This window comes from Pseudomonas sp. BF-B-26 (assembly GCF_019956495.1).
In the GTDB taxonomy this organism is placed as follows: domain Bacteria; phylum Pseudomonadota; class Gammaproteobacteria; order Pseudomonadales; family Pseudomonadaceae; genus Aquipseudomonas.
In genome coordinates, this window is the sequence record NZ_JAHBDP010000053.1 from 53,420 (window position 1) to 73,265 (window position 19,846).

Here is a 19,846-nt window from a genome sequence, read left to right on the forward strand (position 1 = left end):
CATCACTTGAAGCGATGAACGTTCGACAGCTGCTTGTTGACGCTGAAGTTCTTGCGGTAAATCAGTGCCATCTTGCCGATGACCTGAACCAGGTCCGCTTTGCCGACCTTGCACAGTTCTGCAATGTTCGCCAGGCGCGACTCGCGATCGAGGATGTTGAGCTTGATTTTAATCAGCTCGTGATCCGCCAAAGCGCGTTCAAGTTCGGCTAACACACCTTCAGTCAAACCGTTGTCAGCCACAGTCAAAACTGGTTTCAGATGGTGGCCAATGGATTTGTACTGTTTCTTCTGCTCTTGAGTGAGCGGCATAATCTGACCCCTGCGTCTGATCTTGTAAAAAGCGGCGGCCAGTTTACCCGAGCGAGTACGGGACCGCCCAGTTAATCACGACCCGTTTTATTTTCGAGGTGGCCCGTGGCCCGTTCCAAGACAAGCCTTAAGTGGCTGCAAAGACATGTCAATGATCCCTATGTGAAGCAGGCGCAGAAGGATGGTTACCGCTCGCGTGCGAGTTACAAGCTTCTGGAGGTCCAGGAGAAGTACAAGCTGATCCGTCCGGGTATGAGTGTTGTCGACCTGGGTGCGGCGCCCGGCGGCTGGTCGCAGGTCACTAGTCGGCTGATCGGTGGTCAGGGGCGTCTGATCGCCTCGGACATCCTGGAAATGGACAGCATTCCGGACGTGACTTTCATCCAGGGTGACTTCACCCAGGACGAAGTGCTCGCTCAGATCCTTGAAGCCGTGGGTAATTCGCAGGTGGACCTTGTGATTTCCGATATGGCCCCCAATATGAGTGGTACGCCTGAGGTGGACATGCCAAAAGCCATGTTTCTATGTGAGCTGGCTCTTGATCTGGCGGCCCGGATACTCAAGCCGGGTGGTAATTTCGTGATCAAGGTGTTTCAGGGCGAAGGGTTTGATGCTTACGTGAAGGACGCTCGTCAGAAATTCGACAAGGTCCAGATGATCAAGCCGGACTCTTCCCGTGGCAGTTCCCGCGAGCAATACATGCTGGCTTGGGGCTACCGCGGCCGTAGTGAGTAAATCGAGGTTTTTTTGCGGGTCGATAGGATTTTCGTATTTCGCCCCGTGAGCATTAGCGAATATTGTGTAGAAAGTGTTTCACAAAGGGTTACAGACGGCGCCTGCCAGAGTCGTAGGTAATGTAGTAAGTTAGGCCGGTGAATATCATGCGAAGCGCGCGCCATTAGCGGAGCTTGCTTCAGAGGGTAGTTAATTGAACGATATGGCAAAGAATCTGATCCTGTGGTTGATCATCGCGGCTGTCCTGGTGACAGTGATGAACAACTTCTCCAGCCCTAATGAGCCGCAGACCCTCAACTATTCCGACTTCATCCAGCAGGTCAAGGATGGCAAGGTCGAGCGCGTAGCAGTTGACGGCTACGTGATTACCGGCAAACGCAACGATGGCGACAGCTTCAAGACCATTCGTCCGGCCATCCAGGACAACGGTCTGATCGGCGACCTCGTGGACAATCATGTCGTAGTCGAAGGCAAACAGCCTGAACAGCAAAGCATCTGGACTCAGCTCCTGGTCGCAAGCTTCCCGATCCTGGTGATCATTGCCGTATTCATGTTCTTCATGCGGCAGATGCAGGGCGGCGGCGGTGGAAAGGGCGGGCCAATGAGCTTCGGCAAGAGCAAGGCGCGCCTGCTCTCCGAAGATCAGGTGAAAACCACCTTGGGTGACGTTGCCGGTTGCGACGAAGCCAAGGAAGAGGTTGGTGAGTTGGTCGAGTTCCTGCGTGATCCGGGCAAATTCCAGCGTCTGGGCGGTCGCATTCCTCGCGGCGTGCTGATGGTGGGTCCTCCGGGTACCGGTAAAACCTTGCTGGCCAAGGCCATTGCCGGCGAAGCCAAAGTGCCGTTCTTCACCATTTCCGGTTCTGACTTCGTCGAAATGTTCGTCGGTGTCGGTGCCAGCCGTGTTCGCGACATGTTTGAACAGGCCAAGAAACACGCTCCATGCATTATCTTCATCGATGAAATCGACGCCGTCGGTCGCCACCGTGGCGCCGGCATGGGTGGCGGTCACGACGAGCGCGAGCAGACACTCAACCAGTTGCTGGTAGAGATGGACGGCTTTGAAATGAATGACGGTATTATCGTCATCGCTGCAACCAACCGTCCGGACGTACTGGACCCTGCGTTGCTGCGTCCGGGCCGTTTCGACCGTCAGGTTGTCGTCGGTCTGCCGGATATCCGTGGTCGCGAGCAGATTCTCAAGGTTCACATGCGAAAAGTGCCAATGGGTGACGATGTCGCTCCGGCTGTGATCGCTCGTGGTACCCCTGGTTTTTCCGGTGCTGACCTGGCTAACCTGGTGAACGAAGCGTCGTTGTTCGCGGCCCGTGCCGGCAAGCGCATCGTCGAAATGAAAGAGTTCGAATTGGCCAAAGACAAGATCATGATGGGCGCCGAGCGCAAATCCATGGTCATGTCCGAGAAAGAGAAGCAGAACACCGCTTATCACGAAGCAGGTCACGCAATTGTTGGTCGTGTCGTGCCTGAGCATGATCCGGTCTACAAGGTGTCTATCATTCCTCGCGGTCGTGCGCTGGGTGTGACCATGTTCCTGCCGGAAGAAGATCGCTACAGCCTGTCCAAGCGTGCGTTGATCAGCCAGATCTGCTCGTTGTACGGCGGCCGTATTGCTGAAGAGATGACCCTGGGCTTCGATGGTGTGACCACCGGTGCGTCCAACGACATCATGCGTGCCAGCCAGATTGCACGGAACATGGTAACCAAGTGGGGCTTGTCGGAAAAACTCGGTCCGTTGATGTACGCAGAAGAAGAGGGTGAAGTGTTCCTCGGTCGCGGCGGTGGCGGTCAGGGTGCAAGCTTCTCCGGTGAGACAGCCAAGTTGATCGACTCCGAAGTGCGCAGCATCATTGATCAGTGCTACGGCACAGCCAAGCAGATCCTCACCGATAACCGTGACAAGCTCGACGCCATGGCTGATGCCTTGATGAAGTACGAAACGATCGATGCTGATCAGATCGACGACATCATGGCGGGGCGTACGCCTCGTGAGCCTCGCGACTGGTCGGGCGGCACCGGTACCTCCGGAACGCCTCCGGTGGCACAGGATCCGCGTCCGGAAACACCGATCGGCGGTCCGGCTGCTGACGTTTAAGGTTTGAAATGACTTCTGTTCAGTCCTCGACCCGGTTGCCTTGCGGCAATCGGGTTCTTGATTTAGCCCTGACGCACGTCATGGGTATTCTCAATGTCACTCCCGATTCCTTCTCTGATGGCGGCCAATATAGCCAGCTCGATGCGGCTTTGCGCCACGCTGAGGCTATGGTGGCGGCTGGCGCGACGTTGATTGATGTCGGTGGCGAATCGACCCGGCCGGGTGCCAGGGTGGTTTCACCGCTGGAAGAGCTTGAGCGCGTAGCTCCGGTCGTCGAGCGAATTCACCGAGAGCTGGATGTCATTATCTCGGTCGACACTTCCACGCCAGCTGTGATGCGCGAAGCCGCACGACTTGGCGCTGGGTTGATCAATGACGTGCGCTCGCTGCGGCGCGATGGCGCTCTGGATGCGGCCGCAGCCACTGGCCTGCCAGTCTGTCTGATGCATATGCTCGGTGAGCCGGGCGACATGCAGGACAATCCGCAGTATCAGGACGTCACGAAAGAGGTGGGCGAGTTCCTCGCTGAGCGCATGGCGCAGTGTGCGTCGGTAGGAATTACAGCGGACCGGGTCATCCTTGATCCGGGCTTTGGCTTCGCAAAAACCTTGCAGCACAATCTAAGCTTGTTCAAGCATATGGAAGCCTTGCATGCCTTGGGGCGGCCCCTGTTGGTCGGGGTTTCGCGAAAGAGCATGATAGGTCAGGCGTTGAATCGCCCGGTCGGAGAGCGCCTGTATGGCGGTCTGGCGCTCGCAGCGCTGGCTTCGGCCAAGGGGGCGCGTATATTGCGCGTCCATGATGTGGCCGAAACCGTCGATGTGGTGCGAATGATCGCCGCAGTGGAATCAGCCGAATAAGAATGATGGAGTACTTATGACTAAGAAATACTTTGGCACCGACGGCATTCGTGGTCGGGTCGGCGAATATCCGATTACTCCTGACTTCATGCTCAAGCTCGGCTGGGCTGCTGGTATGGCGTTCCGCAAAATGGGCGCCTGCAAGGTATTGGTGGGCAAGGACACTCGGATCTCTGGCTATATGTTCGAATCTGCGCTCGAGGCCGGACTTACTTCAGCAGGTGCCGATGTCATGCTTCTGGGGCCGATGCCGACACCGGCCATTGCCTACCTGACGCGTACCTTCCAGGCCGAAGCGGGCATCGTGATCAGTGCCTCGCACAACCCTCACGATGACAATGGCATCAAGTTTTTCTCCGGGAAGGGCACCAAGCTTCCTGATGAAGTCGAACATATGATCGAAGAGTTGCTCGACACCCCGATGACCGTGGTTGAGTCGAGCAAGATCGGCAAGGTATCGCGCATCAACGATGCTTCAGGCCGTTATATCGAATTCTGCAAAAGCAGCGTCCCGACCGGCACTAGCTTCGCGGGCATGAAGATCGTGATCGACTGCGCTCATGGCGCGACCTACAAGGTGGCGCCTAGTGTATTCCGTGAGCTGGGGGCCGATGTCGTTGTACTTTCTGCTCATCCTAACGGCCTGAACATCAATGAAAATTGCGGTTCGACCCATATGGAGCCGCTGCAAGCTGCCGTATTGGCCGAGCATGCTGATTTGGGTATCGCCTTTGACGGTGATGGTGATCGGGTTCAGATGGTCGATCATACCGGTGCTGTCGTCGACGGTGATGAGTTGCTGTTTATCATTGCTCGCGACCTGCATGTGCAAGGCAAGTTGCAGGGGGGGGTGGTCGGTACGCTGATGAGTAACCTGGGGTTGGAGCTCGCCCTGGCGGATCTGGCAATTCCTTTTGTGCGGGCTAATGTTGGCGACCGGTATGTAATCTCCGAGTTGCTGGAGCGCGATTGGCTGGTGGGTGGTGAAAATTCGGGCCACATTGTCTGCTTTAACCACACCACCACCGGTGACGCGATCATTGCTGCATTGCAGGTTTTGATGGCGTTGAAGGCCCGCTCCGAGGGGTTGGCGCAATCGCGTCAGGCGCTGCGCAAGTGCCCACAGGTGCTGATCAATGTGCGATTCGGCGGCGGCGCGAGCCCCCTCGATCATCCTGCGGTCAAAGAGGCCAGCGAGCGCGTTACCCAGGCCATGGCTGGTCGTGGGCGCGTGCTGTTGCGCAAGTCCGGGACGGAGCCGCTGGTGCGGGTCATGGTCGAAGGCGAGGACGAAACACAGGTTCGCGGCTACGCCGAAGAGCTGGCAAAACTGGTTACTGAAGTTTCTGCCTGATTTCGGCTTGCCAGCCATGATTGTGTTGGGTAACATCTGCGCCCACTTTGACCGACGAGGTACAGCATGCGTCGCCCTATGGTAGCTGGTAACTGGAAGATGCACGGTACCCGCGCCAGCGTCGCTGAGCTGATCAATGGCCTTCGTCATCTGGCCTTGCCGAGCGATGTTGATGTAGCGGTATTCCCGCCTTGCTTGCATATCAATCAAGTGATTGATGGCCTGGAAGGAAAGTCGATTTCGGTCGGCGCGCAGAATTCTGCGGTGGAGTCCATGCAAGGTGCATTGACCGGTGAGATTTCGCCGAGTCAGTTGGTGGATGCAGGTTGTTCCCTGGTGCTTGTCGGGCACTCCGAGCGCCGCCAGATGATGGGCGAGCAGGACGGAATGCTGATTCGCAAGTTCGCAGCGGCACAGGCATGTGGCTTGATTCCGGTGTTGTGCGTAGGGGAAACCCTTGAAGAGCGCGAAGCTGGAAAAACTCTTGAGGTTGTCGGGCGTCAGCTAGGCAGTATCATTGAGGAGCTCGGTGTTGGTGCTTTTGCAAAGGCAGTAATCGCTTACGAGCCGGTCTGGGCCATTGGTACCGGGCTGACTGCTTCGCCGCAACAGGCGCAGGATGTGCATGCAGCCATTCGCGCTCAGTTGGCGGCAGAGAATTCTGAGGTCGCACAAGGTGTGCGGCTTCTATACGGCGGCAGCGTGAAGGCGGCCAATGCGGTCGAACTGTTCGGCATGCCGGATATCGATGGGGGGCTCATTGGTGGGGCTTCCCTGAATGCAGATGAGTTCGGTGCGATTTGTCGCGCCGCGGGAAACTGAAAAAATGCTGGAAACAGTCGTAGTCGTTTTTCATCTGCTGGGTGCGTTGGGCGTAGTTGCTCTGGTATTGCTGCAGCAGGGTAAAGGTGCGGATGCTGGCGCGTCTTTCGGAGCAGGTGCTTCAAATACTGTGTTCGGAAGCCAAGGTTCCTCTACCTTTCTTAGTAAGTTTACTGCTATACTTGCCGCCGGTTTCTTCATAACCAGCTTGGGGTTAGGTTACTTTGCTAAAGAGAAGGCTCATCAGCTGACTCAAGTAGGTTTGCCAAACCCGGCAGTGTTGGAAGTTCCAAAGCAACAACCGGCTTCTGATGATGTACCGGTGCTTCAAGAGCAAAAGTCGGCTACTCCAGCGACTGACGTGCCTCCAGCTCAAGAGCAAAAGTAAGAAGGGTTTCAAACGTAGTATTGCCGAGGTGGTGGAATTGGTAGACACGCAACCTTGAGGTGGTTGTGCCCATAGGGTGTAGGGGTTCGAGTCCCCTTCTCGGTACCAATTATCAGGAGAGCCCGCTGTTGCGGGCTTTCTTGTAGGTGGAAGGTTACATTGACCCTGTCAGGGATCGGTCGTATACTTCCGCCCCAGCTTTGTCGCGGGGTGGAGCAGTCTGGTAGCTCGTCGGGCTCATAACCCGAAGGTCGTCGGTTCAAATCCGGCCCCCGCAACCAGTTTAAGGAGCCCCTTTTAAGGGGCTTTTTGTTAGCTGGACACTTTCAACGCCGCTGTTCGACGGCGTTTCAAGGATGGGCGTTTCGCCCATTTTTTTATTTTGCACAGCATGCACATACATGCACGAGGGGGTTCAGGTGTCGAGCAAGCTAGAAGAGTTGCAGGCCTTGCTGGCCCCGGTGGTCGTGGCCCTAGGCTATGAATGCTGGGGTATTGAGTTTTCGGCTCAAGGTCGCCACTCAATGTTGCGCGTTTATATCGATAAAGAGGGCGGTGTGCTGGTGGACGATTGTGCCATTGTCAGCCGTCAGATCAGTGGTGTTCTGGATGTTGAAGATCCAATCGCCGTTGAATACACCCTTGAAGTTTCCTCGCCTGGCATGGAACGCCCGCTGTTCACTATTGAGCAGTTTGCAAAATTTGCCGGTGAACAAGTGAAGATCAAGCTGCGCTCGCCTTTTGAAGGCCGACGCAACTTTCAGGGCCTTCTGCGCGGTGTAGAAGAGCAGGACGTCGTGGTGCAGGTAGAAGACCATGAGTTCCTGTTGCCGATCGATATGATCGACAAGGCCAACATTATTCCCAGTTTTGACTGAGACGCGGATCCCGCGGATCCAATGGCTTGCGAAAGGCGAGGCGTACGATGAGCAAAGAAGTACTGCTGGTTGTTGAGTCGGTATCCAATGAAAAGGGCGTACCGGCAAACGTAATTTTTGAAGCGCTGGAGCTGGCTCTGGCCACTGCTACCAAAAAACGTTTTGAGGACGAAGTCGATCTGCGTGTGGAAATCAATCGCCACACCGGTGCTTACGAGACTTTCCGTCGCTGGACTGTTGTCGAAGAAGCAGACCTGGACGATCCGGCCATCGAAACCTGGCCGAGCAAGGTTGCCGAAACGCATCCTGGTGCTCAGGTTGGTGATGTAGTCGAAGAAAAGATCGAATCCATCGAGTTCGGCCGCATCGCTGCACAGACTGCCAAGCAAGTCATCGTGCAGAAAGTTCGCGAAGCCGAGCGCGCTCAAGTGGTTGATGCCTATCGCGAGCGCCTGGGAGAAATCATCTCCGGCACCGTGAAGAAAGTGACCCGCGACAACGTGATCGTCGACCTGGGCAACAACGCCGAAGCGTTGCTGGCTCGTGAAGACATCATTTCTCGCGAAACCTTCCGGGTTGGCGTGCGTCTGCGTGCGCTGCTCAAGGAAATCCGCACCGAGAACCGCGGCCCGCAGCTGATCCTGTCGCGTACTGCGCCGGAAATGCTGATCGAGTTGTTCCGCATCGAAGTGCCGGAAATCGCTGAAGGCCTGATCGAAGTAATGGCTGCGTCCCGTGATCCGGGTTCGCGCGCCAAGATCGCGGTCCGCTCCAAGGACAAACGCATCGACCCGCAAGGCGCTTGCATCGGTATGCGCGGTTCGCGCGTCCAGGCAGTGTCGGGTGAGTTGGGCGGTGAGCGTGTGGACATCGTCCTGTGGGACGACAACCCGGCTCAGTTTGTGATCAATGCAATGTCGCCGGCTGAAGTGGCGGCAATTATCGTTGACGAAGATGCCCATGCAATGGACATCGCCGTTGGCGCAGACAATCTGGCTCAGGCCATTGGTCGGGGTGGTCAGAACGTGCGTCTGGCTAGCCAGTTGACTGGCTGGACCCTGAACGTGATGACCGAATCGGACATCCAGGCTAAGCAGCAAGCAGAAACCGGCGACATCCTGCGCAACTTCATCGACGAGCTGGAAGTCGACGAAGACCTGGCACAGGTGCTGGTAGATGAAGGCTTTACCAGCCTGGAAGAGATTGCCTACGTACCGTTGGAAGAAATGCTCAACATCGACGGCTTTGACGAAGAAACCGTCAACGAGCTTCGCGCTCGCGCCAAGGATCGTTTGTTGACCAAAGCCATCGCTACTGAGGAAAAGCTGGCAGACGCCCATCCGGCCGAAGACCTGCTCTCGCTTGAGGGTATGGACAAGGATTTGGCGATGGAACTGGCGGTGCGCGGCGTAATTACCCGCGAAGACCTGGCCGAGCAGTCTATTGACGACCTGCTCGACATCGACGGCATTGACGATGATCGTGCCGGCAAGTTGATCATGGCCGCCCGAGCCCACTGGTTCGAGTAATTAGGCGCGGCCTGAGGAGAGAAGTGCATGACGCAAGTCACGGTGAAACAACTGGCCGATGAGGTCAAAACACCGGTAGAGCGCCTGTTGCAGCAGATGCGTGAGGCAGGTCTGCCGCACACCGCCGCCGAAGAACATGTGACTGACAGTGAGAAGCAATCTTTGCTGACTCACTTGAAAAGCAGCCACAAGGCGAAAGTGGAAGAACCACGCAAGATCACACTGCAGCGTAAAACCACCAGCACCCTGCGTGTTGCTGGCAGCAAAAGCATCAGTGTTGAAGTACGTAAAAAGAAAGTTTTCGTACAGCGCAGCCCGGAAGAAATCGAAGCCGAGCGCAAACGCGAACTGGAAGAACGTCGCGCAGTAGAAAATGCTGCACGTCAGAAGGCTGAAGAAGAAGCCAAGCGTCGCGCCGAAGAAGAAGCGCGTCGCCAGCCAGCTGCTGCGCAATCCGCTACTAACGACGCCGTTGCAGCACCTGCTGCAGTTGCCGAGCCAGTACGTGAAAGCGCGCCGGTTGTGGCTGCTGCACCAGCGCCGTCTGCCGATGTTCGCAACAAGCAGAACGAGCAGCGCCGTCCGGACAAACCACGTGCCGACGATAACAGTCGTCGTGGCAGTGGCGATGGTGAGCGCAAAAACGCTCCGCATCGTGCTTCGGTCAAAGAGAAAGCGCCTGCTCCACGCGTTGCCCCACGTACTACCGACGAAGAAAGCGATGGCTTCCGTCGTGGTGGTCGCGGCAAGGCCAAGCTGAAGAAGCGCAACGCTCACGGTTTCCAGAGCCCAACCGGCCCTGTAGTGCGCGAAGTGAAGATCGGCGAGACCATCACTGTTGGCGATCTCGCCCAGCAGATGTCGGTCAAGGCTGCTGAAATCATCAAGTTCATGTTCAAACTGGGTACTCCAGCGACCATCAACCAGGTACTGGATCAGGAAACTGCCCAACTGGTTGCTGAAGAGCTGGGCCACAAAGTGACCCTGGTCAGCGACACCGCCCTGGAAGATTCCCTGGCCGAGTCCCTGAAGTTTGAAGGTGAAGCGTTCTCCCGTGCTCCAGTCGTGACCGTAATGGGCCACGTTGACCACGGTAAGACCTCGCTGCTCGACTATATCCGTCGTGCCAAGGTAGCTGCTGGCGAAGCCGGCGGTATCACCCAGCACATCGGTGCGTACCACGTTGAAACTGATCGCGGCATGGTCACGTTCCTCGATACCCCGGGTCACGCTGCGTTTACCGCAATGCGTGCTCGTGGTGCCAAGGCGACTGACATCGTGATCCTGGTAGTTGCAGCGGACGACGGCGTGATGCCGCAGACCGTTGAAGCTGTCCAGCACGCCAAGGCTGCCGGTGTTCCTCTGGTAGTTGCAGTGAACAAAATCGACAAGCCGGGCGCTGATCTCGATCGCATCCGTAGCGAACTGTCGGTTCACGGCGTGACTTCGGAAGAGTGGGGCGGTGACACTCCGTTCGTATCGGTTTCGGCGAAAGTCGGTACTGGCGTGGACGAGTTGCTTGAAGCTGTTCTGCTGCAAGCTGAAGTTCTGGAACTGAAAGCGACTCCTTCGGCTCCTGGCCGTGGCGTCGTGGTTGAATCGCGTCTCGACAAAGGTCGTGGCCCGGTTGCTACCGTTCTGGTTCAAGACGGCACCCTGCGCCAAGGCGACATGGTGCTGGTCGGTTCGAACTATGGCCGCGTTCGCGCCATGCTCGACGAGAACGGCAAGCCAATCAAGGAAGCCGGTCCTTCCATCCCTGTCGAGATTCTCGGCCTGGACGGTACCCCGGACGCTGGCGACGAGATGAGCGTAGTTGCTGACGAGAAGAAAGCCCGTGAAGTGGCTCTGTTCCGTCAAGGCAAGTTCCGCGAAGTCAAACTGGCCCGTGCTCACGCCGGCAAGCTTGAAAACATCTTCGAGAACATGGGTCAGGAAGAGAAGAAGACGCTCAACATCGTCCTCAAATCCGACGTCCGTGGTTCGCTGGAAGCGTTGAACGGTGCCTTGAACGGCCTGGGTAACGACGAAGTGCAAGTGCGTGTTGTCGGTGGCGGTGTCGGTGGTATCACCGAGTCCGACGCCAACCTGGCACTGGCCTCCAACGCTGTACTGTTCGGCTTCAACGTGCGTGCCGATGCTGGCGCTCGCAAGATCGTCGAGCAGGAAGGTCTGGATATGCGTTACTACAACGTGATCTACGACATCATCGAAGACGTCAAGAAAGCCCTCACCGGTATGCTGGGCAGCGATGTTCGCGAGAACATCCTGGGTACCGCTGAAGTGCGTGACGTGTTCCGTTCGCCGAAGTTTGGCGCGATCGCCGGTTGCATGGTTATCGAAGGTGTTGTTCACCGTAACCGTCCAATCCGTGTACTGCGTGAAGACATCGTTATCTTCGAAGGCGAGCTGGAATCCCTGCGCCGCTTCAAGGATGACGCTTCCGAAGTACGTGCCGGCATGGAATGCGGTATCGGCGTGAAGAGCTACAACGACGTCAAAGTCGGTGACAAGATCGAAGTCTTCGAGAAGGTTCAGGTTGCTCGCAGCCTCTAACTCGCGCACTTCAAGGGCCACGATGAGCCGCCGCATGCAGATGCGCAGCGCAGCGTCAGGACTCTAAACGCAACGCCCGGTCTGGCTTTTGTCAGGCCGGGCGTTTGCCGCTTTCAGACCCCATGGGTTTCACCGTGTGGCAGTAACAGGTAACAAGACATGGCAAAAGAATACAGCCGTACCCAACGTATCGGCGATCAGATGCAGCGTGAGCTGGCACAGCTGATCCGTCGTGAAGTCAAAGACCCGCGCGTCGGCCTGGTCACCATTACCGCTGTTGAAGTCAGCCGTGACGTCGGTCACGCCAAGATCTTCATCACCGTGATGGGGCAAGACAACGCTGAAGACATCGCGCAAAGCATCAAGGTGCTCAACTCCGCTGCCGGTTTCCTGCGCATGCAGTTGGCTCGCGAAATGAAGTTGCGCAGCGTTCCACAGTTGCACTTCCACTACGACGAAAGCGTCGTGCGTGGTGCTCATCTGTCGGCATTGATCGAACGTGCGGTAGCTGAAGACAATCAGCATCCGGTTGCGGCAGAAGCCGAAGACACCAAGGAGTAATCGGTGGCTCAGGTCAAACGTATCCGTCGTAACGTCAGCGGCATCATCCTGCTCGACAAGCCATTGGGGTTCACCTCCAATGCGGCGTTGCAGAAGGTTCGCTGGCTGCTGAACGCCGAGAAGGCCGGGCACACCGGCAGTCTCGACCCGCTGGCCACCGGCGTGTTGCCGTTGTGCTTCGGTGAGGCCACCAAGTTTTCGCAATACCTGCTCGATTCCGACAAGGGTTACGAAACCCTGGCGCAACTGGGCAAGACCACCACCACGGCCGATGCCGAGGGTGAAGTTTTGCTGGAGCGCCCGGTGACCGTTGGTCGCGCCGATGTCGAAGCGGTACTGCCAAAATTTCGTGGGCAAATCAGCCAGATACCGCCCATGTACTCGGCGCTCAAGCGTGATGGCCAGCCGTTGTACAAGCTGGCCCGGGCAGGTGAAGTAGTGGAGCGCGAACCGCGTTCTGTTACTATTACGCGCTTGGAATTACTGGCCTTTGAAGGTGATACTGCGCGGCTTGCAGTGGATTGCACCAAAGGTACCTATATCCGCACCCTGGTGGAGGATATCGGTGAGCAACTCGGTTGTGGCGCATACGTTGCTGAGCTGCGACGTACCCAGGCCGGGCCTTTCACGCTGGCACAGACAGTCACGCTGGAAGAGTTGGAAGCAGTACATGCCGAAGGCGGCAACGAAGCGGTCGACCGCTTTTTGATGCCTTCGGACAGCGGCCTGCTGGATTGGCCTCTGTTGCAGTTCTCGGAGCACAGCTCGTTCTACTGGCTTAACGGCCAACCGGTACGAGCCCCGGATGCACCGAAGTTCGGCATGGTACGGGTACAGGATCACAATGGTCGCTTCATCGGTATCGGTGAAGTGAGCGAAGACGGGCGCATCGCGCCGCGTCGACTGATTCGGTCAGAATGACCGGACGAGGGTGGCTGTTAACAGGCACGGTCACTACTCATTTTTAGATACAGGGATTTGTCCCTGGCCTGTTGAAACTGTTTTTTTGAAACAGTTTCCTGATAAAAGGATTGCCTCATGGCTCTCGACGTTCAAGAAAAAGCTCAAATCGTAGCTGACTACCAGCAAGCTGTTGGTGACACTGGTTCGCCAGAAGTGCAAGTTGCACTGCTGACCCACAACATCAACAAGCTGCAAGGTCACTTCAAGGCCAACGGTAAAGATCACCACTCCCGTCGTGGTCTGATTCGCATGGTAAACCAGCGTCGTAAGCTGCTGGACTACCTGAAAGGCAAGGATCTTGGCCGTTACCAGGCTCTGATCGGTCGCCTGGGTCTGCGTCGCTAATAAGCGATTGCGCTAGAGGTTGGTTGTCTGTCGTACGTCAGTGGGTTTCCCGCTGGCGCATGGCAGGCTCCCAGCCTCAAGTTTTATCTGGATACCTGCTTTACCTGGACAATGACAGTCGGGCCGATTCCCGGCGTTGCCCAAGAATTTCGCAAGAAGACAAGTTCCCCAAGAGCCACAAAAGAAGGTAGGACACCGTGAACCCGGTAATCAAAAAATTCCAGTTCGGTCAGTCGACCGTTACCCTCGAGACTGGCCGTATCGCCCGTCAGGCCTCCGGCGCAGTATTGGTCACCGTTGACGACGACGTCAGCGTATTGGTGACTGTGGTCGGCGCCAAGCAAGCCGATCCAGGCAAGGGCTTCTTCCCTCTGTCTGTTCACTACCAGGAAAAAACTTACGCTGCCGGTAAGATCCCTGGCGGTTTCTTCAAGCGTGAAGGCCGTCCTTCCGAGAAAGAAACCCTGACTTCCCGACTGATCGACCGTCCGATCCGTCCGCTGTTCCCAGAAGGTTTCATGAACGAAGTGCAGGTTGTCTGCACCGTTGTTTCCACCAGCAAGAAGACCGATCCGGACATCGCTGCGATGATCGGTACCTCGGCTGCGCTGGCCATCTCCGGCATCCCTTTCGATGGCCCGATCGGCGCTGCCCGCGTTGCGTTCCACGAAAGCACCGGCTACCTGCTGAACCCGACTTACGAACAACTGAAAGCGTCGAGCCTGGACATGGTCGTTGCCGGTACTTCGGAAGCCGTGTTGATGGTTGAATCGGAAGCCAAAGAGCTGACCGAAGACCAGATGCTGGGCGCGGTACTGTTTGCTCACGACGAGTTCCAGGTGGTGATCAACGCCGTTAAAGAACTGGCCGCTGAAGCTGCCAAGCCGACCTGGACCTGGGCTCCTGCGCCTGAAGCCACTGCTCTGCTGGGCGCTATCCGTGCCGAGTTCGGCGACGCGATCTCCCAGGCTTACACCATCACCATCAAGGCCGACCGTTACGCTCGTCTGGGCGAACTGAAAGACCAGGTGGTTGCCAAGCTGTCCGGCGAAGAAGGTCAACCGACTTCCGCTGAAGTCAAAGCTGCTTTCGGCGAAATCGAATACCGCACCGTTCGCGAAAACATCGTTAACGGCAAGCCACGTATCGACGGCCGCGACACCAAGACCGTACGTCCGCTGAACATCGAAGTTGGCGTTCTGCCGAAGACCCACGGTTCGGCTCTGTTCACCCGTGGCGAAACCCAGGCTCTGGTTGTTGCAACACTGGGCACCGCCCGTGACGCACAGCTGCTGGACACCCTGGAAGGCGAGAAAAAAGACCCGTTCATGCTGCACTACAACTTCCCTCCGTTCTCGGTAGGTGAGTGTGGTCGCATGGGTGGCGCTGGTCGTCGTGAAATCGGTCACGGCCGTCTGGCTCGTCGTTCGGTTCAGGCCATGCTGCCTGCTGCTGACGTGTTCCCGTACACCATCCGTGTTGTGTCGGAAATCACCGAGTCCAACGGTTCGAGCTCCATGGCTTCGGTCTGCGGCGCTTCCCTGGCTCTGATGGATGCCGGTGTTCCGATGAAGGCACCGGTTGCCGGTATCGCCATGGGTCTGGTTAAAGAAGGCGAGAAATTCGCCGTCCTGACCGACATCCTGGGTGACGAAGACCACTTGGGCGACATGGACTTCAAAGTAGCGGGTACCGCCAAAGGTGTGACCGCGCTGCAGATGGACATCAAGATCAAAGGCATCACCGAAGAAATCATGGAAATCGCTCTGGGCCAAGCCCTGGAAGCGCGCCTGAACATCCTCGGTCAGATGAACCAGATCATTGGCCAGTCGCGTACCGAGCTGTCGGAAAACGCTCCGACCATGATCGCGATGAAAATCGACACCGACAAAATCCGTGATGTCATCGGTAAAGGCGGCGCGACCATTCGTGCGATCTGTGAAGAGACCAAGGCTTCGATCGACATCGAAGACGACGGCTCGATCAAGATCTTCGGCGAAACCAAAGAAGCTGCTGAAGCTGCACGTCAGCGCGTTCTGGGCATCACCGCAGAAGCTGAAATCGGCAAGATCTACGTCGGTAAGGTTGAGCGCATCGTCGACTTCGGCGCATTCGTCAACATCCTGCCGGGCAAGGACGGTCTGGTTCACATCTCGATGCTGAGCGACGCTCGCGTAGAGAAAGTGACCGACATCCTGAAAGAAGGCCAGGAAGTGGAAGTACTGGTACTGGACGTGGACAACCGCGGCCGTATCAAGCTGTCCATCAAAGACGTAGCAGCAGCCAAGGCTTCGGGCGTTTAATCACTCCCCACGCCTGACCGCTTCAACGTTGTAAAAAATGCCCCGCAGTGAAAGCTGCGGGGCATTTTTTTGCCTGCGAAAAAATGATGCGAGCCATGAAGTTGCCTGACCCCAAAGTCAGTGCTAGGTTTAGCCCACTGCCCGTGTAGCTCAGTTGGTAGAGCAGCGCACTCGTAACGCGAAGGTCGCAGGTTCGATTCCTGTCTCGGGCACGAGCGACACGTTGTTTTCAGATGATCCCGAATGGTTCTGAAGGCCAGACAAACCGGGCTTCAAACGGTTTTTTTGCGTCAGAGAGATCCTTGATGATCCAGATCCATCTTCCATTCCTCAGATCAAAGAGAACGCCATGACCGTTAAAGAATTGACCCAAGAAGCCAGACACGCAGAAGCGCTGAAGAAGTATTTGCTGGATTCGCCCCAGCTAGCCGAAGAAATCAAGGACCTGCCCGCCGACGATCAGAAAGACCAGATCCAGTGGGCATTCGAGGATGAGGCAGAGTCCCAGGGCTTGCAGCCGTGGGAACTGACGCTCAAGTACACCTCAATGCCTGAAGAGTTCGAGGCTGCGCGCCTTGTTCTGCACAAGGAGGCTGCCGAGGTGTTGGGCGTCGAGTGGGAAGAGTACTGCGAGATGAATAATCTGGTGGTCTGACCTGTGGGAGCGGGCTTGCTCGCGAAAGCGGTGAGTCAGGCGACAATTGCGTCGACTAACACGCCCTCTTCGCGAGCAAGCCCGCTCCCACCTATGAAACGGGCGTTTTCTCAATCAAAGGCTCAGGCGCATCGACAGATCGACAGCCTTCACATCCTTGGTCATCGCACCAATCGAGATGTAATCCACCCCGGTCTCGGCGATCGGTAGCAGCGTGCTTTCGTTGATACCGCCGCTGGCCTCCAGTTTCGCCTGGCCTGCGTTCAGACGCACGGCTTCGCGCATGTCATCCAGACTCAATTCATCGAGCATGATGATGTCGGCACCGGCCGCCAGGGCTTCCTTCAGCTCGTCCAGGTTTTCCACTTCGATCTCCACCGGTTTGCCCGGGGCAATCTTGTGCGCGGCTTTGATGGCCTCCGGGATGCCACCGCAGGCGGCAATATGGTTTTCCTTGATCAGGAAGGCGTCGTACAGGCCGATGCGGTGGTTATGGCACCCGCCGCAGGTCACGGCGTACTTCTGCGCCAGGCGCAGCCCCGGCAAGGTTTTACGGGTGTCGAGCAACTTCACCTGAGTCTCGGCAACGTAATCCGCCAGGTACTGCGCGCGCGTGGCCACGCCAGACAGCAACTGCAGAAAGTTCAGTGCACTGCGTTCGCCCGTCAGTAGCGAGCGCGCCGGGCCTTCGAGGTGGAACAGCACCTGATTGGGTTTCACCCGCTCGCCATCGCGCACCTCCCAGTGCACCGCAACACGTGGGTCCAGTTGCCGAAACACTGCATCAACCCAGGCTGTGCCGCAGATGACGGCAGCGTCGCGGGTGATGATCGTGGCTTTGGCCAGGCGTTCGGCCGGGATCAGCTGAGCGGTGATGTCGCCGCTGCCGATGTCTTCGAGCAACGCACGGCGCACGTTGGCTTCGATTTCGGCGGTCAAATCGGCGAGACGTAGATTCGGCATAACGGACTCCACAAACAAAGTGGCCCGATTATAGGGCCATGAAGCTGGGCAACCCAAGGCATCAGAGGCGTTCCCATCGCTCTGTGACCTGCATTTGGTCGATTCGCCTGAGCAATTGGCACTCAGTCAGCGTTTGTCATAAGCGTCTATTTCAATGGGAAACGCAGAGTCTGCTGGTAGAGGGGACATCTTTTGCAAGATAATCCGCCTTGCTTTTGACGTCATGGCTTTGACGTGGATTTGGATTGACGACTTCGAAGACTCACCTTTTCAGGAGGCCTGAATGCACAACGACGGGAATGTAGTGCCTTTGCACAAGGTCGCTACCGACCAGGCGACTCTCTCGCCGCTCGCCCGCCTGCCTGTGATTCTGCTTCAGGTTCGCGACAAGGCCGCTCAACAGCTCAGGCATGGCTTGCAGGAACTGTTCGATAACGCCGACGACACGCTGTTCGAAATGGCCGACCGGGCCCGCAATGACGTCGAACAAAATCTCTTCTTCGAAGCCATGCGCGACTTGCGCCTCAAGCGCAAAAACATCGAACGCGGCTTTCTCGAGCAATTCTTCGCGGCTTTTGTCAGCCTTACCCAGTACGACATCGCTCAATCTGCCTTGCCCCAGACGTTGGCCTTCGACGCCTCGGTGGCGCTGCCCGATGACGACGTGGAGCGCAGCGTGGCAGTGGAGGCGATGGTCAGCAAAGTGCTGAACCGCGACGGCTTCGCCCTGGACCAACTGACCGCCCGACTCAGCGCACTGTTGGGCAGGGAACTGCTCGATCAGCACAATCCCATGGGGCCGGCGATGCTCTGCGAATACTTTATGCAGGCCGGGCGCAACCTGGGGGTGGAGATCAAGGTCAAGCTGATCATCCTCAAACTGTTCGAGCGCTATGTGCTCAGGGATGCCAATCAGCTCTACACCGAAGCCAATCAGTTGCTGAGCGCCACCGGTGTTCTGCCTGACCTTAAGCCCGCGCCTGCGCGTCGGGCCACGGATCGTGTAGCGGCCAGCGTCGGAGCTGAACCCGCACAGGCCAACACTCGCGCCAGTGGCCCGCCGACCGACGACAGCGTGCAGGAAGTCTTCGCGGCGTTGCAGGAGTTGCTGCTTCACGTGCGTGGCAGTGTCGCGCCGACCCTTGAAGCCAGTGCCCAGACACAGCCGATTTCCACCCGTGATCTCATGCGCCTGCTCTCGCACTTGCAGCAATATGTGCCGGCGCCGGAAGCCCAGGACGACTTCGATCTGCGAAACCAGCTCGAACAACTGCTGACCCGGGTCAGCGTCAAAAGTGGCAAGTCACGCGTGGTCGGGGTGGCTGACGAAGACGTGATCAACCTGATCGCCATGCTCTTCGAATGTATCCTCGATGACCGTAACCTGCCGGATTCGCTCAAGGCGTTGATCGGCCGTTTGCAGATCCCGATGCTGAAGGTGGCGGTGATCGACAAGAGCTTCTTTAGCCGCAGCAGTCACCCGGCCCGACGCCTGCTCAATGAAATCGCCACCGCCGCCATGGGCTGGGGCGAGTGCGATGACCATGAACGCGACAGCCTGTATCTGCGCATCGAGCAAGTGGTGCAACGGTTGCTGAACGATTTTGTCGATGACCCGGCGGTCTTTTCCGAATTGCTCGCGGATTTTCTCGCCTTCACCAGCGATGAGCGCCGTCGCAGTGAGCTGCTGGAGCAACGTACCCGTGACGCCGAAGAAGGCCGCGCCAGGACTGAGCTGGCCCGTCAGTGCGTCGAGCAGGTGCTGAACCAGGCCTTGTTGGGCAAAGTATTGCCGCAGCGGGTGGTGGTGTTTGTCCAGGAAGCGTGGAGCCAGGTGCTGCTGCTGACCTGTCTCAAGCACGGCGATCAGTCGGCCGAGTGGCACGCCGATGTGCAGTCCATGGAGCAATTGATCTGGAGCGTGCAACGTCATGATGAGACCGATGCGAGCCTGCGCTTGCTGGCACTGGTGCCTGGATTGCTCAAGTCGTTGCGCGACGGGCTGAGCAGTTCGGCCTTCGATCCGTTCGCCACCAGCGAATTTTTCAGTGAGCTGGAAGCCTTGCACGTTCAGCTGTTCGAACGTCCAGGGCAAATACTTGAACAGTCTGTCGATACGCCGGTAATGGTCGAAGTGCGGCAGGAAGTCGTCCTGCGAACCGCCGACGAAGGTCCGGTCGATGCGGCGTCAGTGCGCTTGCCGGAAGACGATGCCGGCCTGCTTCAGGTCGATCAACTGCGCTTGGGGTGCTGGGTCGAGTTTCAGGAAGACGAAGAAAACACCCTTCGCTGCAAGCTGGCGGCGATCATTGAAGCCACCGGCAAGTACATTTTCGTCAATCGCACCGGGATGAAAGTGCTGGAGCGCAGCCGTACCGGTCTGGCACTGGAATTCCGTCGTGGCGCGGTGCGCGCGCTGGACGACACTTTGCTGTTCGACCGGGCGCTGGAGTCAGTGATCGGCACCCTGCGGCGCCTCAATCACGGCAAGTGATCGCGCCCCGAGGGTC

The 19,846-nt window shown here is 57.4% G+C and carries 17 protein-coding genes and 3 tRNA genes; 18 read left to right on the top strand and 2 right to left on the bottom strand.

Translation table 11 applies throughout. The features are described 5' to 3' along the window. Positions 1–2 precede the first annotated feature (2 nt). Positions 3–311: a YhbY family RNA-binding protein gene (locus tag KGB03_RS04495; RefSeq protein ID WP_008005472.1), complete on the bottom strand. Its 309-nt coding sequence runs from the start codon at positions 309–311 to the stop codon at positions 3–5. Positions 312–416: 105 nt separating this feature from the next. On the opposite strand from KGB03_RS04495, the gene rlmE reads away from it, so the two are divergent. The 17 genes from rlmE (at position 417) to KGB03_RS04580 (ending at position 16,373) form a co-directional block, all read left to right on the top strand. Beyond that, a complete protein-coding gene (gene rlmE, locus KGB03_RS04500; protein WP_008005470.1) occupies positions 417–1,046 on the top strand; it encodes a 23S rRNA (uridine(2552)-2'-O)-methyltransferase RlmE in 630 nt (209 codons plus the stop codon). 202 nt (positions 1,047–1,248) lie between these two features. Continuing rightward, a complete protein-coding gene (ftsH, locus tag KGB03_RS04505; RefSeq protein ID WP_111450465.1) occupies positions 1,249–3,159 on the top strand; it encodes an ATP-dependent zinc metalloprotease FtsH in 1,911 nt (636 codons plus the stop codon). A gap of 8 nt (positions 3,160–3,167) precedes the next feature. After that, complete coding sequence (gene folP / locus KGB03_RS04510) at positions 3,168–4,019, top strand: dihydropteroate synthase (RefSeq protein WP_192410117.1); 852 nt, start codon at positions 3,168–3,170, stop codon at positions 4,017–4,019. A gap of 16 nt (positions 4,020–4,035) precedes the next feature. Then, a complete protein-coding gene (glmM, locus tag KGB03_RS04515) occupies positions 4,036–5,373 on the top strand; it encodes a phosphoglucosamine mutase (protein ID WP_111450463.1) in 1,338 nt (445 codons plus the stop codon). A 66-nt stretch (positions 5,374–5,439) separates the two neighbouring features. After that, a complete protein-coding gene (gene tpiA, locus KGB03_RS04520) occupies positions 5,440–6,195 on the top strand; it encodes a triose-phosphate isomerase (RefSeq protein WP_223526449.1) in 756 nt (251 codons plus the stop codon). 4 nt (positions 6,196–6,199) lie between these two features. Beyond that, entirely contained in the window at positions 6,200–6,583 is a 384-nt protein-coding gene (secG, locus tag KGB03_RS04525) for a preprotein translocase subunit SecG (RefSeq protein WP_017336473.1), read from the top strand. A gap of 22 nt (positions 6,584–6,605) precedes the next feature. Beyond that, positions 6,606–6,691 (top strand) — tRNA-Leu (locus tag KGB03_RS04530). 96 nt (positions 6,692–6,787) lie between these two features. Next, positions 6,788–6,864, top strand: a tRNA-Met gene (locus tag KGB03_RS04535). A 138-nt stretch (positions 6,865–7,002) separates the two neighbouring features. Continuing rightward, a complete protein-coding gene (gene rimP, locus KGB03_RS04540) occupies positions 7,003–7,461 on the top strand; it encodes a ribosome maturation factor RimP (RefSeq protein WP_010463487.1) in 459 nt (152 codons plus the stop codon). Between the two features lie 47 nt (positions 7,462–7,508). Then, positions 7,509–8,990: a transcription termination factor NusA gene (gene nusA, locus KGB03_RS04545; RefSeq protein WP_008024459.1), complete on the top strand. Its 1,482-nt coding sequence runs from the start codon at positions 7,509–7,511 to the stop codon at positions 8,988–8,990. A gap of 27 nt (positions 8,991–9,017) precedes the next feature. Beyond that, on the top strand, positions 9,018–11,546 hold the full coding sequence (infB, locus tag KGB03_RS04550; RefSeq protein ID WP_223526450.1) for a translation initiation factor IF-2: 2,529 nt from the start codon (positions 9,018–9,020) through the stop codon (positions 11,544–11,546). Positions 11,547–11,705: 159 nt separating this feature from the next. After that, complete coding sequence (gene rbfA / locus KGB03_RS04555; protein WP_008149016.1) at positions 11,706–12,107, top strand: 30S ribosome-binding factor RbfA; 402 nt, start codon at positions 11,706–11,708, stop codon at positions 12,105–12,107. A 3-nt stretch (positions 12,108–12,110) separates the two neighbouring features. After that, positions 12,111–13,028 (top strand): tRNA pseudouridine(55) synthase TruB, encoded by a 918-nt coding sequence (gene truB, locus KGB03_RS04560; protein WP_074873678.1) that lies wholly within the window; start codon positions 12,111–12,113, stop codon positions 13,026–13,028. Between the two features lie 117 nt (positions 13,029–13,145). Further along, positions 13,146–13,415 carry a 30S ribosomal protein S15 gene (gene rpsO, locus KGB03_RS04565; RefSeq protein ID WP_003176135.1) on the top strand — a complete coding sequence of 90 codons (270 nt, stop codon included), beginning with the start codon at positions 13,146–13,148 and terminating at the stop codon, positions 13,413–13,415. 197 nt (positions 13,416–13,612) lie between these two features. Continuing rightward, entirely contained in the window at positions 13,613–15,718 is a 2,106-nt protein-coding gene (gene pnp / locus KGB03_RS04570) for a polyribonucleotide nucleotidyltransferase (RefSeq protein WP_111450462.1), read from the top strand. 139 nt (positions 15,719–15,857) lie between these two features. After that, positions 15,858–15,930, top strand: a tRNA-Thr gene (locus KGB03_RS04575). Positions 15,931–16,067: 137 nt separating this feature from the next. Then, positions 16,068–16,373: a DUF6388 family protein gene (locus KGB03_RS04580; protein WP_223526451.1), complete on the top strand. Its 306-nt coding sequence runs from the start codon at positions 16,068–16,070 to the stop codon at positions 16,371–16,373. A gap of 114 nt (positions 16,374–16,487) precedes the next feature. Here the strand turns inward: KGB03_RS04580 and nadC are convergent, their stop codons facing one another. Then, entirely contained in the window at positions 16,488–17,336 is an 849-nt protein-coding gene (nadC, locus tag KGB03_RS04585) for a carboxylating nicotinate-nucleotide diphosphorylase (protein ID WP_218538063.1), read from the bottom strand. A gap of 283 nt (positions 17,337–17,619) precedes the next feature. On the opposite strand from nadC, the gene KGB03_RS04590 reads away from it, so the two are divergent. Next, on the top strand, positions 17,620–19,830 hold the full coding sequence (locus KGB03_RS04590) for a DUF1631 domain-containing protein (protein WP_223526452.1): 2,211 nt from the start codon (positions 17,620–17,622) through the stop codon (positions 19,828–19,830). The last annotated feature ends 16 nt before the right edge of the window (positions 19,831–19,846 follow it).

What these genes read in the sequence shown, in the direction of transcription:
- KGB03_RS04495 (WP_008005472.1), bottom strand. Translation starts at nt 311, where the DNA reads ATGCCGCTCACTCAAGAGCAGAAGAAACAGTACAAATCCATTGGCCAC.
- ftsH (WP_111450465.1), top strand. Translation starts at nt 1,249, where the DNA reads ATGGCAAAGAATCTGATCCTGTGGTTGATCATCGCGGCTGTCCTGGTG.
- folP (WP_192410117.1), top strand. Translation starts at nt 3,168, where the DNA reads ATGACTTCTGTTCAGTCCTCGACCCGGTTGCCTTGCGGCAATCGGGTT.
- glmM (WP_111450463.1), top strand. Translation starts at nt 4,036, where the DNA reads ATGACTAAGAAATACTTTGGCACCGACGGCATTCGTGGTCGGGTCGGC.
- tpiA (WP_223526449.1), top strand. Translation starts at nt 5,440, where the DNA reads ATGCGTCGCCCTATGGTAGCTGGTAACTGGAAGATGCACGGTACCCGC.
- secG (WP_017336473.1), top strand. Translation starts at nt 6,200, where the DNA reads ATGCTGGAAACAGTCGTAGTCGTTTTTCATCTGCTGGGTGCGTTGGGC.
- nusA (WP_008024459.1), top strand. Translation starts at nt 7,509, where the DNA reads ATGAGCAAAGAAGTACTGCTGGTTGTTGAGTCGGTATCCAATGAAAAG.
- infB (WP_223526450.1), top strand. Translation starts at nt 9,018, where the DNA reads ATGACGCAAGTCACGGTGAAACAACTGGCCGATGAGGTCAAAACACCG.
- rbfA (WP_008149016.1), top strand. Translation starts at nt 11,706, where the DNA reads ATGGCAAAAGAATACAGCCGTACCCAACGTATCGGCGATCAGATGCAG.
- rpsO (WP_003176135.1), top strand. Translation starts at nt 13,146, where the DNA reads ATGGCTCTCGACGTTCAAGAAAAAGCTCAAATCGTAGCTGACTACCAG.
- KGB03_RS04580 (WP_223526451.1), top strand. Translation starts at nt 16,068, where the DNA reads ATGACCGTTAAAGAATTGACCCAAGAAGCCAGACACGCAGAAGCGCTG.
- nadC (WP_218538063.1), bottom strand. Translation starts at nt 17,336, where the DNA reads ATGCCGAATCTACGTCTCGCCGATTTGACCGCCGAAATCGAAGCCAAC.
- KGB03_RS04590 (WP_223526452.1), top strand. Translation starts at nt 17,620, where the DNA reads ATGCACAACGACGGGAATGTAGTGCCTTTGCACAAGGTCGCTACCGAC.